At 40.7% G+C, this 14057-nt stretch carries 16 protein-coding genes; 7 read left to right on the top strand and 9 right to left on the bottom strand.

From position 1 onward, the window contains the following. The first annotated feature begins 9 nt into the window (after positions 1-9). Positions 10-1143 (top strand): acyl-CoA dehydrogenase family protein, encoded by a 1134-nt coding sequence (locus HCCG_RS08125; protein ID WP_002957012.1) that lies wholly within the window; start codon positions 10-12, stop codon positions 1141-1143. Between the two features lies 1 nt (position 1144). Further along, entirely contained in the window at positions 1145-2002 is an 858-nt protein-coding gene (locus tag HCCG_RS08120; RefSeq protein WP_002957011.1) for a phosphate/phosphite/phosphonate ABC transporter substrate-binding protein, read from the top strand. A 65-nt stretch (positions 2003-2067) separates the two neighbouring features. On the opposite strand, the gene truD is transcribed toward HCCG_RS08120, so the two are convergent. From truD to recR, 4 genes are all read right to left on the bottom strand, one after another. Then, positions 2068-3195: a tRNA pseudouridine(13) synthase TruD gene (truD, locus tag HCCG_RS08115; RefSeq protein ID WP_002957010.1), complete on the bottom strand. Its 1128-nt coding sequence runs from the start codon at positions 3193-3195 to the stop codon at positions 2068-2070. Positions 3196-3198: 3 nt separating this feature from the next. Continuing rightward, positions 3199-4245: an alanine racemase gene (locus HCCG_RS08110; protein ID WP_002957009.1), complete on the bottom strand. Its 1047-nt coding sequence runs from the start codon at positions 4243-4245 to the stop codon at positions 3199-3201. A gap of 42 nt (positions 4246-4287) precedes the next feature. Next, positions 4288-4593, bottom strand: coding sequence for a c-type cytochrome (locus tag HCCG_RS08105; RefSeq protein WP_002957008.1), 306 nt, complete (start codon positions 4591-4593; stop codon positions 4288-4290). Positions 4594-4675: 82 nt separating this feature from the next. Continuing rightward, positions 4676-5275 (bottom strand): recombination mediator RecR, encoded by a 600-nt coding sequence (gene recR / locus HCCG_RS08100; RefSeq protein WP_002957007.1) that lies wholly within the window; start codon positions 5273-5275, stop codon positions 4676-4678. A 139-nt stretch (positions 5276-5414) separates the two neighbouring features. Here recR and dnaJ point away from each other — a divergent pair, with 139 nt between their 5' ends. Further along, a complete protein-coding gene (gene dnaJ, locus HCCG_RS08095) occupies positions 5415-6581 on the top strand; it encodes a molecular chaperone DnaJ (protein ID WP_002957005.1) in 1167 nt (388 codons plus the stop codon). Between the two features lie 69 nt (positions 6582-6650). Here dnaJ and HCCG_RS08090 read toward each other — a convergent pair whose 3' ends face one another. The 5 genes from HCCG_RS08090 to HCCG_RS08070 are packed head-to-tail and all read right to left on the bottom strand — an operon-like array spanning position 6651 to position 10902. Continuing rightward, positions 6651-7304 (bottom strand): hypothetical protein, encoded by a 654-nt coding sequence (locus HCCG_RS08090; protein ID WP_002957004.1) that lies wholly within the window; start codon positions 7302-7304, stop codon positions 6651-6653. Between the two features lie 6 nt (positions 7305-7310). Then, positions 7311-7880, bottom strand: a complete 570-nt coding sequence (gene gmhA / locus HCCG_RS08085; RefSeq protein ID WP_002957003.1) for a D-sedoheptulose 7-phosphate isomerase — start codon at positions 7878-7880, stop codon at positions 7311-7313. Positions 7881-7883: 3 nt separating this feature from the next. Beyond that, positions 7884-9314 carry a D-glycero-beta-D-manno-heptose-7-phosphate kinase gene (gene rfaE1 / locus HCCG_RS08080; protein ID WP_014666447.1) on the bottom strand — a complete coding sequence of 477 codons (1431 nt, stop codon included), beginning with the start codon at positions 9312-9314 and terminating at the stop codon, positions 7884-7886. 10 nt (positions 9315-9324) lie between these two features. Further along, entirely contained in the window at positions 9325-10329 is a 1005-nt protein-coding gene (gene rfaD, locus HCCG_RS08075; RefSeq protein ID WP_002957001.1) for an ADP-glyceromanno-heptose 6-epimerase, read from the bottom strand. A 27-nt stretch (positions 10330-10356) separates the two neighbouring features. Continuing rightward, the gene (locus HCCG_RS08070; protein WP_002957000.1) at positions 10357-10902 is read right to left on the bottom strand and encodes a D-glycero-alpha-D-manno-heptose-1,7-bisphosphate 7-phosphatase; all 546 of its coding nucleotides are present in this window, start codon (positions 10900-10902) and stop codon (positions 10357-10359) included. 222 nt (positions 10903-11124) lie between these two features. Here HCCG_RS08070 and HCCG_RS12600 point away from each other — a divergent pair, with 222 nt between their 5' ends. The 4 genes from HCCG_RS12600 to HCCG_RS08050 all read left to right on the top strand — a co-directional run bounded on the left by HCCG_RS12600 (position 11125) and on the right by HCCG_RS08050 (position 13962). Continuing rightward, the gene (locus tag HCCG_RS12600) at positions 11125-11337 is read left to right on the top strand and encodes a hypothetical protein (RefSeq protein ID WP_014666448.1); all 213 of its coding nucleotides are present in this window, start codon (positions 11125-11127) and stop codon (positions 11335-11337) included. A 150-nt stretch (positions 11338-11487) separates the two neighbouring features. Beyond that, positions 11488-11769, top strand: coding sequence for a TonB-dependent receptor plug domain-containing protein (locus HCCG_RS12595; RefSeq protein ID WP_281728999.1), 282 nt, complete (start codon positions 11488-11490; stop codon positions 11767-11769). 57 nt (positions 11770-11826) lie between these two features. After that, positions 11827-13176: a TonB-dependent receptor domain-containing protein gene (locus tag HCCG_RS08055; RefSeq protein ID WP_002956998.1), complete on the top strand. Its 1350-nt coding sequence runs from the start codon at positions 11827-11829 to the stop codon at positions 13174-13176. A 189-nt stretch (positions 13177-13365) separates the two neighbouring features. Further along, positions 13366-13962, top strand: a complete 597-nt coding sequence (locus HCCG_RS08050; protein ID WP_002956997.1) for a peroxiredoxin — start codon at positions 13366-13368, stop codon at positions 13960-13962. The last annotated feature ends 95 nt before the right edge of the window (positions 13963-14057 follow it).

Genomic DNA, 14057 nt, shown 5'->3' with positions numbered 1-14057 from the left:
GGAAGTGTAATGTTAGATTTAGAAAATATTGAAAATTTAAGCTTGGAGTTTGGGCGAAAATATGTAGCCCCCTATACAGATGCTATTGACAAAGAGGCAAGATTCCCAGATGAAGCATATAGTGAGCTAAAAAAGCAAGGATTCACGGGATTGCTTGTGCCAAAAGAGTTTGGCGGAAGTGGTGGTAACTGCCAGAATCACGCTTTGGTTTGCTATAACATTGCGCGTTTTGATGCTTCAAGTGCGTTGTGCTATATGATGCATAATGTTGCCACAGCGGTGCTTTGTGCTTTTGGCACTAGGGAGCAAAAAGATGAGTTTTTGCCACAAATTGCTAAAGGGGACATCACTTTTGCCCTTGCGTATAGTGAAAGTGGCTCTGGCACACATTTTGGCTCACCTGATATTACTGAAAAAACTGATGGGGAGCATAGGATTCTAAATGGGCGAAAAAGCTTTGTAACTTCTGCTGAAAAGGCAGATTACTATCTCACTTATACAAATTCCTGCGAAGTGAGTGGTGGGAAAAATAACTGGATTACGCCAAATAGTTTGCAAGGGCTTATCCACGAAGAGGGCGTGTGGAATGGGCTTGGTATGCGTGGGAATGTCTCAAAGCCCGTGCGTTATGAGAATGTGAGACTAGAGACAAAGCGTTATTTACTAGGCAGAGATGGCGAGGGGGAAACTCACGCTGGGCTAGTGGCGATGTATTTTGTCGTGGGGCTTGGAGCTGTGTATAGTGGTGTGGGGCAGAGTGCGTATGAATGTGCGTTAAATCATTGTAAGAGTAGAAAATACACTGATGGTAGCTCACTAGCGGATAAGGAATTAGTGCGGATTCACATTGCAAATCTTTATACCAAGACACAAAGTCAAATCGCCCTTGTGAAAGAAGCAGCAAGGGCATTTGATTGTGGGGATTCTAACGCGGCGTGCAAGATTTTTGCAAGTAGGATTAATGCTACTGAACTTGTTATGCAGATTTGTGAGTTGGCTATGCGACTTGGCGGTGGAAAAGCGTATAGTAAGTTATTGCCGCTGGAGCGGTATTTGCGTGATGCGATGGCAAGTCAAGTTATGGCGCCTAGCCTTGATGTGTTGCAAGTGTGGCTAAGTGATACACTTTTAGCAAAGGAGTAAAATGAGACATATTATTGTAGGAGCGGTGGCGTATGCACCGCAAATTGTGCCGATATGGGATATTATTAGGGAATATGCAAATGCGTATTTTAAGGATATTCGGTTAGATTATGTGCTTTTTAGCAATTATGAGCGGCAAGTGCAATGGCTTATGGAAAAAAAGATTGACATTGCGTGGAATACAAATGTCGCCTATATCCGCTCTCAAGTGGCAAGTGATAATGCAATGGAAGCGATTTTAATGCGTGATACGGATATAGGCTTTCAAAGCGTGTTTATTACAAGGGAAAATGGCGTGAAAGATTTGCAGGATTTGCAGGGCAAGAAGTTTGGGCTTGGGAGCTTAGATTCAGCTCAGGCGGCGATTATGCCTTTACATTTTTTGCAAGATTGCACTTTGACATTACAGGAGATGTCAAGTTTAAGTGAATCTGCTCCAAGTAATGCGGTAGGCATTTATCGCTTTAATAGCGATGTGGGGAAGCACGGCGATACGGGCAGGAGTGAATTTGATGTGCTAGATAAAATACGCAGTGGGGAGCTTGACGCGGGGGCTATTGGCTCTGGCACTTGGGCTAGAATCTTGCAAGAGGGCAGTTATAGTGAGCTAAAAAGCTTTTATGTAGGAGCGGAGTATTGTCATTGTAATTTCACGCTTTCAAAAGACTTTGACAAGGGCTTAAGGGACGCATTTGTGGAAATGATGCTCTCTCAAAATGCACGAAAATCAGATTCTAAAATCGCACATATGATGAGCTTGGAAGGCTTAAATGAGTGGGTTTTGTGTGATGAAAAGGCATTAAAGGGCTATGAGATTATTTTTGAAGCGATGAAAAAACAGAATCTGCTTTTTGTGTAAAGCTTGTGTTGTGGGTTTTGCGGTGTTGTGGTGATAGAATTTGCTAGGTGGTTAAGGGTTTTTGCCTAAAGATTCTGTTGCCCTAGCAAACTTTCTAAAAAAATAGTCGCATAGCTCCCCTTTGGCAAGTAGAATTGTAGCTCGTATTGGGCTTTTTCCGCGATATATTTGCCTTTAATTTGCTCTGCCCATACCCACGCATAGCGTCTTGTGCCATTTGCCTTGATAGCAGAATCTAAAAAGTGAGATTCTATGTCTTTGGCTAGATTGTGTGCGTGAGTGAGCTTTAAGCCGCATAATGCCCCTGTTGGAGCGGTATTTTTAAGTATAAAACGCTGGGATTCTGCTATTTCATCTTCGCAGATAAAGTTTTTGCCATAGGGATAATGGCACATCACATCACCTTGCAAAAGCACAAAATGTTGTTTTTGTTTTTGCAGGGTTTTTATGAGATTTAGCGTGTAGTGTGGGCTATGCAGGGCTTTAAAATCATCGTGGAAAAGAGCGTTTAGGACTTCGTTTGGGCTAAAGCTATGCAAAATCTGTGAAAACTGCAAACGCGTTTTTAACCAAGCGTTAAAAAGGTGGCTTTGATAGCTGGAGATGAGAAAATTACTCATCTTTTTATTTTTGATTTTAAGACTATTTTGGATAATTGCCTTACCACTTTGGAAATTATCTCCCTCTTTGCCAAAGCGTTGGTCGCCAAAATAGTTTGGAAAGCCACTTTGAGCGATGAGTTCAAGTGTGGATTCTAGCTTTGTAGCATTATGCGGTAGGAGCTTTTTAAGACGCATAAAAAATTCATTGCCTTTCAAATGCCCGATTTTGAGCTTGTTGTTATGGGCGTGGAGATTTAGAATCTTAATGTTATGCTCTTGCAAAATAGGCGAGATGAGATTTAGGCGAGATTCTAAATGGCGAGGAATGCTGATGTATTGATAGGTGGTAGCGGCTTTGTCTTTTAGCCCTGCATAGCCTATATCACGCACTTTTATACCTAGAATCTGCGAGAAAAGTTCAAGCATTTCAAAGGTGCTTAAGCCCTTTTTTCGCACATAAATTAGCAAATGTTCCCCATTGCCACTTGGCTCATAAAGCGGAATTTCTTTGACGACAAAATCCCTTGAAGATGCGTTAAAGTGGCATTGCAAGGGGCTGTGGCTAAAGGGATAGAATCTTGCAGAGTGCATAGGCTAAATAATAGTGCGTTTTATGCTGGGGGATAGGTGAGTTAAAATCTCATAGCTAATCGTGCCAAAGGCTTTAGCAAGGTGGGTTACATCATTAAACACACAGATTCTAGGCTCATCACAAAAGCACGAAAAGCAATCCATAGATGAACGCGGCAGAATCTGTAAGCCATTTGCGATATACACTTTGTGATTTTCATTTACACGGAAAAAGCCATCGCCATAGCCGATGTCATAGGTGCTTACAACCTGTGGGGAATTTAAAGTCGTGCAGCCACTATATCCTATCCGCTCTCCTTTGTCCAAAAAGCGTGTAGAAACTCTATCGGCATAGAGTGAGGCGACTTTTTGTAATTTATCACTTATGGGGTTTTCAAAGCTCACATCAAGATAGCCATACGCACCTATGCCTATGCGGACTAAATCATCTGTGATGCCCCCTTCACTTGCGACACGAATCGCCCCAGATGTGCTAAGGGAGTGGAATCTTGGCGGTGCAAAGCCATATTTTTGACTTAAATGAAGCACTTCTTGCTTGAGTTTAGCAAAATTGCTTTGTGTGTGGAAAAACACCGAATCTAAGTCATCACCATAGCCATTATGTGAAAACACACCGATAAGCTCTAGCTTTTTTTGTAAAATTGCCTGAATAAAGCTTTCTAACTCGCTAGGCTCTATGCCATTGCGATTCATACCGACATTGACTTTGAGTTCTACTTTTGTGCCTTGTGGCAGGGCGGAGATATGCTTTTCATCGTGGATAACAAAGGCGATATTTTTAGCAAAATCTCCCTGCGGCATACCATAAAAAGCCGTTACCTGTGGGAAAAATTTATAGATTTGTATCGCTTCATTGTAATTTTTGACAAATACACTCTTAATACCATATTCAGCTGCTATTGTAGCCATTTCTTTTAGTCCGTGTCCATAGGCATTGTCTTTTAAAACAGCAGCAATTTCTACATTTGACTTGTTGTGTGAATTGATATGTGAATGTATGAGATTAAGATTGTGTTTGTAAGCTTTGGAATCTAAAATAATTTCAGCCATAATGAAGTGGAAAAAGCCCTGCGGATTGCTCCGCAAAGGTATTTATTTAGGAAGTTTAGAGATATAATCTGCTAAAGCTTCAATGTCAGCATCGCTTAAATTCGCTGCTTGACCATACATAATAGCCTTAGCACCGCCGTTATCAGCAGTCTTTGCCCTATAGCCTTTAAGCTCTTTGACAAGCTCATCTTTAGCCATACCAGCAATGGTAACACCACCTTTACTTCCCGGAGCTACTTTTTTAGCATCAGCACCGTGGCAAGCGATACATTTTTTAAACACTGCAGGAGCTTCTGCAAACGCAAAACTAGCAAAACTTAAAAGTGTAAGAAAAAGCAACTTTTTCATTTTCAATCCTTTCGTTGTTGGAATAAATCAACGCGACAATTCTACAAATCAAAAATTAATAAAATCCTTAAAAACTGCTTTTTTAGAGTTTTACGCGTGAGTTTAAGGCTGCTAAAAGTGAAAGCTGATCAATAGAATCTAGCCCAATGCCTGTGGGAACACCTTGAGCGATTTTGCTAAATTGCAAGGGTGTATCTAATGGAGGCTTAATCTTATCTTCAATATAGAGCATAATAGCTTCATTGGCAAGACTAGGGGTTAAGGCAAAGATGATTTCGTGGATAGATTCTGCTTGGATTCTGTGATTGAGTAATGAAAAGTCAATCTGTTCTAAATCCTGCTGTGAATCTAGCACAAAATACCGCCCCTGAAACTCCCCCATCTCCTCAATAGTAAAAATATCGCGTGAGTTTGCCACGATACAAAGCTCCCCATTTTGCCGCGTATCATCAAGGCAGATTTCACAAATCTCACTTTCACTTAGCCCAAGGCATTTATTGCATTTTTTTACAACAAGGGCAGCATTTTCAATGGCGTGGGCGATATTTAAGCCTAGGAATTTATTTTCCACGCACAAAGAATATGCCATTTTTTGAGCAGATTTTTTGCCGATGGTGGGGAGTTTTTCAAGTGCGGCGATAAGGTCTGCAAAAGCCCTAAGGCTTGATTTGTAGCTATTCATTTTATGCCTTTTGTTGGGTGGGTGCGAGCGTGTAAAATAAAGGGTGCAATCATAACGCTAAAGAATTTAACTTTGCCTTATAAATTTTTGCTACAATCCTGTTTTTTATTTTTATCTTTTTACAATTTAGGAGCGGGTTTTGGAGACATTTGATTATTATGAAATCCTTGAAATCACACGCACAAGCGACAAAGAGACAATCAAAAAAGCATATCGCAAAATGGCATTAAAATATCACCCTGATAGGAATCCTGATGATAAGAATGCTGAAGAGCAATTTAAGCGTATCAATGAAGCCTATGAGGTTTTGAGCGATGATTCTAAGCGACAAATTTATGATAAATACGGCAAAGAAGGTTTGCAAAACTCTGGATTCAGCGGTTTTAGCGGGAGAGATTTTAGCGATATTTTTGGCGACTTGGGTTCAATTTTTGAATCTGCGTTTGGTGGGAGCTTTGGCTTTTCAAGTCAAAAAAGTAAAGGGGCATATAATCTTGATGAGATTATCGGGCTTGAGCTAAGCTTTAAAGAAGCAGTCTTTGGCTGTAAAAAAGAGATACATAATAGCTTTAAAGTTGCTTGTGGTGATTGTAAAGGCACAGGTGCAAAAGATGGCAAACTTGAAACTTGCAAAGATTGTGGTGGCAAGGGGCAGGTATATATGCGACAGGGCTTTATGACATTTGCTCAAACTTGCCCTACTTGTAAGGGGGCTGGGCAAAAAAGTGCTGAAAAATGCCCAAAATGTAAAGGCTCTGCATTTGAGATGAGTAGTGAAAGCTTTGAAGTGAGTATCCCAGAAGGTATTGATGATGGCAATAGAATCCGCATTGGTGGCAGGGGAAATGCGGATAAGAATGGAAAAAGAGGGGATTTATACATTGCGGTGAGTGTGGCAGAAGATGAAGTGTTTGTGCGTGATGGAGAAAATATCTATATGGAAGTGCCGGTGTTTTTCACTTCAATCGTGCTTGGCACAACGCTTAAAATCCCTTCACTGCGTGGGGAGCTAGAGCTAAAAATCCCACCAAATACGCGTGATAAGGAGCAGTTTGTCTTTGATAATGAGGGGGTAAAAGATGTTAATAGTGCGTATAGAGGGAAGTTTGTCGCGCAGATTAAAATCACTTATCCACCAAAACTAAATAGTGAGCAAAAAGCCCTAGTAGAGAAGCTCCAAGAGAGTTTTGGGGTAGAGAGTGAGCCATATAAGAATCTGTTTGAAGAATGCTTTACTAAGATTAAGCAGTGGATTCACAAGCACGATAAGCACGACACTAAAGCGGAGAAAAAGGGTAAGAAGTAGGCTTCACATCTCTTTTAAATTCTAGAATCTAAAATGTAGATTCAGGGCGTAGCCTACACTTTACAAGATCTAGCAACAAGACACTTTGAGTGTGTTGTTTGGCATAACTTGTATCCAGATATCGTTATCTATGTCAATAAGATTTTTGCATTTATAGCAAGTAAGGTTGGCAAATTGCAGGGCAGTTATCTCTTTTTGCCTTAACTCCGCGTTTTTTTCTAAAAGCTCTAAAAAACTTTGATTAAACAAATATACGCTAAGTGTGCTGTCAATAACTTGCCCCTCTCGCATAGATTCTAAAATATCACTACACATTGAGCATAGCTCTAGCGGATAGTCATTATACAGCCCCACATCGCTTAAGCCCTGCTTGATAGTGAAGCTAAAGGCGTTGCGTTTTGTGATTTTAGCAAGATAGTGGCGGTGGGATAGCGTGTGGGCTTTATTTTCTAAGCTAAAGTCATTTTGTATCTCACTGCATTGGCAGAAATGGAGCTTTGGCAGCCCTTTGGCAAGGGAGTGCTTATAGCTTATCTGCCCTTCATAAACAAAGACAGGCTGCAAGATTCCATTGCCTAAGAGCGTATAGACAAAATAATGCCCAAAGATTAAATCTGCCAAAGCGACATTTAGTCCATCAGTGTGGAGCATATCACTCAGTGTGTCTTTGAAGCTTTCTTTTTCTATACTATGGATAGAATCTAGCGTTTTTGGCAGCAACATTAATCTTTACTTTTCTAGGCAGTTTTTTTCAATAATATCGCACAAAATATGTATCACAAGTATGTGTAGCTCTTGGATTCTAGGTGTGTCATTATCTGGCATAACAAGATTTATATCACTCACTTGGTTTAATGCCCCACCATCTCTTCCGCTCAAACCCACTACCATTGCTCCTAAACTTTTTGCGACTTTTGCGGCATTTAGGACATTAGCGGAGTTTCCGCTTGTGGAGATTCCAAAAAGCACATCGCCACTTTTGGCTAAAGCCTCCACCTGCCGAGAGAAAACAAACTCAAAGCCATAGTCGTTGCCAATGGCAGTAAGGGCGGAGGTATCTACACTTAGAGCAATAGCACTTAAGCCTTTGCGTTCTTTTTTGTATCTGCCGGTGAGTTCAGCGGCGAAATGCTGTGCGTCAGCGGCACTTCCGCCATTGCCACAGATGAGAATCTTATTGCCTTTATCAAGGGCACTTGTTAAGATTTTAGCGACTTTTTCTATTTCCTCTGTGAGAGAGAAAATCTTATTCACACTTTGGATATGGGCGTGAAATTCAGATTCTATAAATGCTTTCATATTTTACTCCTTTTTTTGTAGAGATTCTATAATATTTGTCGTGGAATACCCCTCTACAAAGTCTATCAGCACGACTTCCTTAGCATACTCCCTACCTACAACTTCTTTATTGTGATAATCCCCACCTTTGACAAGCACATCGGGTTTCAAGGCTTTAATGAGTTCTAGGGGCGTATCTTGAGAAAAGCTCACTACATAATCCACACATTCTAACGCACAGAGCATAAACGCACGATTTTCTAGGTTATTAATGGGGCGAGTTTTGCCCTTAAGACGGCGGATAGAATCATCGCTATTTAGCCCCACAATCAGCATATCGCCCTGCATTCTAGCTTTGTTAAGATAGGTGATATGCCCTTTATGGAGAATGTCAAAACAGCCATTTGTGAAAACAACCCTGCTTTGCTTAAGCCCCTTGAGTAAAGACATAAGGGCTTCTTGTGCGATGAATTTAGATTCTATATTATGCAAATGAGAAGGCTCAGCGTTAAGGTATTGTAGAATCTCACTATGTGTAGCCACAGCACTACCGACTTTGCCTACAACCACAGCTGCAGCGATATTGGCAAACTCACAAGCCTTTACAATATCACAGCCACTGCTTAAAGCAAAGCCAAGTGCGGCAATAACGGTATCTCCAGCTCCGGTAACATCATAGACTTCTTTAGCTTTTGTGGGGATTTGATGTAATGTGTTATTTTCAAAGATTCCAATGCCATCTTCGCTTAAGGTGATAAGTGAAATATCAAGGTTGCATTCATTTTTGAGCTTCATACCCGCTTGAATAAGAGAATCTTTATCCGTGATATTAATGCCCGTGGCGAGTTGAGCCTCTTTTTTATTTGGTGTGAGCAGTGTCGCACCGCTATACTTGCTGTAATCTACTCCTTTTGGATCACATAGCACAAGTTTGCTCTTATTTTTAGCATAAGTAATGATAAATTGCGTGAGTTCAGCAATTAAAAGCCCCTTGTTATAATCACTCACAATCACGCAATCCACTATATCTAGCACAGCGTGGATTCTCTGCATAATGTTTTCTTGTATTGTAGAATCTATGGGTTTTTTACTCTCCCTATCCACACGCAACACCTGCTGATTGCCAATGACAATGCGGGTTTTTTTAGTCGTGGGGCGGGAAGTATCCACAAAAAGATGAGAAATATCAACGCCCATAGATTCTAGCCTATCCCCAAGCCAAGTGCCAGAATCATCACTGCCAATCACACCACACACAAACACTTCAGCATTCAACGCCACAAGATTATGCACAACATTGCACGCCCCGCCTAAACGATTGCTCTCATTTTTGACTTCCACAACCTGCACGGGGGCTTCAGGCGATATACGCTCACAATCCCCCCATACATAGTGATCTATCATCAAATCCCCAACAACGAGAATCTTTGGACTTTTTGTCTCAAGGTTAAACATTTTCCACACCCTATTTGTGAGCTTTGTTAGCAAAAATGTTTTTAATCTCTTGTAGATATCGCTCTATGCCAGATTCAAGATTAAAATGTGGCGTGTAGGATAAATCCTGCTGTGTTTGCGTGATGTCCGCTTCTGTGTGTGTTTGAAAAAAACTATAAGGATTATCAAAATACTCTACTTCAAAGTCCCCAAGCCCAGCTTTGAGAGTAGCAACAATGTCATTAAAGCTTCGTGCTTTTCCACTGCCGACATTGTAGATTCCGCCATTTTGGGCTTCTATGGCTTTGACATTGGCTTGAATCACATCTTCTATATACACAAAATCCCTTTTTTGCTCTCCGTGCTTAAATAATCGCACTTTTTTATGCTCTAGGGCTTGTAGTCCAAGCTGAAGTATCATAGAAGCCGTTTTACCTTTATAAAACTCCCTTTCCCCATAGACATTAAAATATCGCAACCCGATGATGTGGCGGTGCGACTCATTTTGAAGGATTTTTCTTACACTTTCGTCCATACAAAGCTTAGAATATCCATATACATTTTCTGGATTTTCACCCTGTCCTACGATGTTTGGTGCGGGGGAGTTGCCATAAGTCCCTGCTGAAGAGGCATAAATCATAATAGCTTCACAATCTTTAGCAATCTCAAGGAGGTTTAAAAATGCTTCGTGGTTTGTTTTCATCACAAGCTCTTGATTGAGAACGGTGGTATCAGAAATAGCCGCTTGATGATAGATAATGTCAAAATCATACGCCCTTAGCTTTTCTAAATCCTTAGCATTGTTAATATCGCCTACAATCACATTGCCCTTAAAACCGATGAGATTTTTAAAATGCCCTAGAGAAGTTGGATTCCCACTTGGGAAAAGCTCATCATTGCGGAATTTATCAAAGACAAAAACTTGGGCTTGTGGGTGGTGCTTTTGAAAATAAAATGCAAGATTGCTCCCGATAAATCCCGCCCCACCGGTAATAAGAATCTTTTTATCCGCTAAATCATCATAAATGTATTTCATTGCCTACTCCTTGAAAATGTTTTTGCCTTATGGTTTGGTGGCTTGTATTATACTATGGAGTTGGTGCAAAGTGCTAATTTTTTGTAGATTTTTGATGTTGTGTTGGCTAGATTCAGTATTTTTTTCATCTTTTTGTAGCAAAAATTTACCCCAAATACCCGCATTCTCCGCACATTGCATATCTGTGATATTATCGCCTACAAAAAACGACTGCTTTAAATCAATCTCAAAATCTTTTAACGCAGCCTTTACCATACCGATATTTGGCTTTCTACACTCGCAGTTTTGGCTTGGCAGATGTGGGCAGTGGTAGATTCTATCAAAACAGAATCCTAGCTTATGTGTGAGCGTATCTTGCATATATTGGTGTAAAATAAAAAGCTCTTCTTGCGTATAGTAGCCTCGTGCAATGCCGGATTGATTTGTCATTACTAGCAACAAATAGTTTTGCTTTTTAAGCGTGGCTAAAAGCTCAAAAAGCCCATTGCAAAAGACAAAATCCTCTTTTTTATACACATAGCCCAAATCTTCATTAATCACACCATCTCTATCAAAAAACGCACATTTTTGCATAAGATTCCTTTTGATATTATCTGTAAAGGGTAAAACTATTTCTCATATGTCTTATAACAAAGAAAAATTAATTGTCATAAAGGCGTGATAGATTAAAGGTAGTAGAATATTGTTTTGCTTTGCAAAATCTTTTATTTTACCTTGTTTTATTAGAATCTCATCTTTATTGGGAATGTGGAGTGAGATGTTGGGTGGCTTGAAATGGCAGATAAGGGGTGGAGAATGAGTGTGAAAAGGCGTTTTTGGCAAGTCTGCATTTGTGTAAATATGCTAAGTGTGGGCTATGCTGATACTCTAATCAGCGAGAATCCCTTGCCTGCTACTCAAGCTCACGCAGATTCATCTCATACTTTGCAAGATTCTAAAGCTTATCCTGCTAGAGAGAGAAAACTGCCCCCTTCAGTTGTGGTTGCTTTGCAAAGAGATGTATTGTAAAATCCCACTCATCTGTCTTGGCAAGGTAGGGATACGCCCTTGCATAGTGGTGATGTGGCAAAGTCTATGTTGCAGATTCCAGCTTTTTCAATGACACGCAAGGGTGGTGGTGGCAGTGAAATCGCCTTTCGCGCTCAAGGTGCTTGAAGACTGCCTATTTTTCTTAATGGTGGGAATCTAAGCGGTGCGTGTGGCGGGAGAATGGATACAACTATCACTTATGTTTTCCCTGAAAACTATAATCGTATTAGCATTTTAAAAGGTTCTCAAGATGTGCGGTATGGGGCGTTGATTGGCGGTGGGGTGCTATTTGATCGTGATATTTTAAGACTTAGTAAATCGCAATTTACCTTTGATGGCAGTGCGTTGTATGGGAGTTTTGGAAGATTTGATGCAAATGCAAATGTGTTGGCTGGGGGCAAATATGGCTAGATTCAAGCAATCTACTCGCATTATGAATCTAGGGACTATCGCTCCGGGGATAATAAGGTGGTGCATTCTGCCTATAATAGAGAATCTGTAAGCCTTATAGGCACACTCACACCAACGCAAAATACAGCCTTGGAGCTAGATATTGATTTGGGGCGTGGAAATGCCTCGTATGCTGATAGGGCAATGGACGCAAGGACTTTTGATAGAATCTCATATAATCTTGCGTATAAGCAGCACATTAGCGATACTTTTGATAGTCTTGAAGTGCGGCTGTGGCGGAATGAGATTGATCATATTATGGATAATTTTTCATATCGGCAAGTTGTGGATAATAAATATAATGTCAGCAACCCTAAACGCACAAATACCGGTGGGAGAGTGGAGGGAAAATTTTACTTTGGAAATGCGTGGGAACTCTATGTGGGTGGGAACTATAACCACGACTTTCACGCTTCGCGTATGCTAAGAGACAGCCCAAGCAAGAATGAGGCAAATGCAGTTTTAAATCAAGCTTACAAGCCAAACTTTACCTTTCAAACGCTGGGTATTTTCGCACAAGGGCAGTATATGCCTGAATCTAGTCATAGCATAGCCTTTGGGGCAAGATATGATACGCTCTCCACCTTGCAACACAGCACAGATAAAGAGGTGCAAAATCACCTTGGTAGCGGTTTTTTGCGGTATGAGAAGTATTTTGATACGCTGACATTATATAGTGGCGTGGGTGTAGCCCAAAGGGGTGCGGACTTTTGGGAGCGGAGCAAGGGTGGGGGTATGGAGCTAAAGCCAGAGACAAATTCGCAGCTTGATATGGGGCTTGTGTATCAAGTGGATAGCTTTAATGCTAAGGCTTCGGCATTTATGTCGCATATTGCGGATTATATTGTGCTACATTATGGAAGTGCGACAAATGCGTTTAATACAAATGTGTTTTTGGGCGGTGGGGAGCTTGAGGCAGAATATATCGCGTGGAAAAGCTTACATTTTTATGGCTCACTTGCCTACATTTATGCGGAGAATCTAAAAAATGTAGCAGGATTTAAAGTTGGCTCACCACTGCCACAGATTCCACCATTACAAGGGCAACTTTCAGCTTTTTACGATAATGGTGGGTGGCTTTTGCGTTTGGATATGATTGCTAATGCGGCACAGCACCGCTATATGCTTGATTATGGTAGTGTGGTTGGCAAGGATTTAGGCAGGATGCAGGGCTTTGTAACTTTGAATCTTTATGGTGGCTATAAACGCAAATATTTTATGCTACTTGCTGGTGTGGATAATCTCACAAATACGCTTTATGCCTATCATCTCTCTAAAAATGGCGTAGGTATAGGTGACATAGCCCCAACAACGAGAATCTACGAGCCGGGCAGGAGCTACTGGGCGAAGGTTAGGATTTGTTTTTAAGATTTATATTTTAGATTCTATAAAATGGCTTGAAAAGGCTAGATTCTAGCTTTTGGGGTGAAAAATATGTGAAAAACAAAAGAATCTAAAAGAAATAAATTATCATTTAGGATTGAGTTACTTGCATAAAATACAATTACGCCTATGATAATAGATTTATTATCAATATTTTTTCTTAAGGAGTTTGATATGTTAGTTACAAAACCAGCACCGGATTTTACGGCTGAGGCAATTAAGGCAGATGGGACATTTGAAGACAGCTTCAATTTGTATAACAATATTGGCAAAAATGGTGCCGTAGTGTTTTTCTGGCCAAAGGACTTTACATTTGTGTGTCCAAGCGAGGTTATTGCATTTGATAAACGCGTGAAAGACTTTGCAGAGCGTGGTGTAAGTGTGATTGGCGTTTCTATTGATTCTAAAGAAGTGCATTTTGCGTGGAGAAATGTGCCTGTCAATGAAGGTGGGATTGGCGCAGTGAGCTTCCCTATGGTATCAGATTTGACAAAGCAAATCTCACGCGATTATGATGTGCTATTTAATGGTGCGGTTGCACTTCGCGGGAGCTTTTTGATTGATAAAAATAAAGTTGTTCGCCACGCTGTGATTAATGACCTGCCACTTGGACGCAATGTTGATGAAATGATTCGTATGGTTGATGCTATGCTGTTTGTTGAAGAACACGGCGAAGTATGCCCAGCGGGCTGGAATAAAGGCGATGAAGGCATGAAAGCTGACGCTAAAGGTGTGGCAGACTACCTAAGCAAACACGCTAACAAGCTTTAATCTTTTTTCTCGTTTCTCTAAGCCTGACTTTTTGTAGGCTTGGGGATTTTCTGCTAGATTCTTTTTTGTTCTCTCTTTTTTGTATTTTCATAGGA

Source organism: Helicobacter cinaedi CCUG 18818 = ATCC BAA-847, from assembly GCF_000155475.1.
In the GTDB taxonomy this organism is placed as follows: Bacteria; Campylobacterota; Campylobacteria; order Campylobacterales; family Helicobacteraceae; genus Helicobacter_C; species Helicobacter_C cinaedi.
The sequence above is the reverse complement of the archived record's forward strand: the minus strand, read 5'-3'. Positions and strand labels throughout refer to the sequence as shown.

Bases quoted from the DNA above. Each gene is read 5' to 3' on its own strand.
- gmhA (WP_002957003.1), bottom strand. From the start codon at position 7,880: ATGAAAGCATTTATAGAATCTGAATTTCACGCCCATATCCAAAGTGTG.
- HCCG_RS08105 (WP_002957008.1), bottom strand. From the start codon at position 4,593: ATGAAAAAGTTGCTTTTTCTTACACTTTTAAGTTTTGCTAGTTTTGCG.
- HCCG_RS08070 (WP_002957000.1), bottom strand. From the start codon at position 10,902: ATGCAAAAATGTGCGTTTTTTGATAGAGATGGTGTGATTAATGAAGAT.
- truD (WP_002957010.1), bottom strand. From the start codon at position 3,195: ATGCACTCTGCAAGATTCTATCCCTTTAGCCACAGCCCCTTGCAATGC.
- HCCG_RS08120 (WP_002957011.1), top strand. From the start codon at position 1,145: ATGAGACATATTATTGTAGGAGCGGTGGCGTATGCACCGCAAATTGTG.
- HCCG_RS08090 (WP_002957004.1), bottom strand. From the start codon at position 7,304: ATGTTGCTGCCAAAAACGCTAGATTCTATCCATAGTATAGAAAAAGAA.
- recR (WP_002957007.1), bottom strand. From the start codon at position 5,275: ATGAATAGCTACAAATCAAGCCTTAGGGCTTTTGCAGACCTTATCGCC.
- HCCG_RS12600 (WP_014666448.1), top strand. From the start codon at position 11,125: ATGAGTGTGAAAAGGCGTTTTTGGCAAGTCTGCATTTGTGTAAATATG.
- HCCG_RS08050 (WP_002956997.1), top strand. From the start codon at position 13,366: ATGTTAGTTACAAAACCAGCACCGGATTTTACGGCTGAGGCAATTAAG.
- rfaE1 (WP_014666447.1), bottom strand. From the start codon at position 9,314: ATGTTTAACCTTGAGACAAAAAGTCCAAAGATTCTCGTTGTTGGGGAT.
- HCCG_RS08125 (WP_002957012.1), top strand. From the start codon at position 10: ATGTTAGATTTAGAAAATATTGAAAATTTAAGCTTGGAGTTTGGGCGA.
- rfaD (WP_002957001.1), bottom strand. From the start codon at position 10,329: ATGAAATACATTTATGATGATTTAGCGGATAAAAAGATTCTTATTACC.
- HCCG_RS08110 (WP_002957009.1), bottom strand. From the start codon at position 4,245: ATGGCTGAAATTATTTTAGATTCCAAAGCTTACAAACACAATCTTAAT.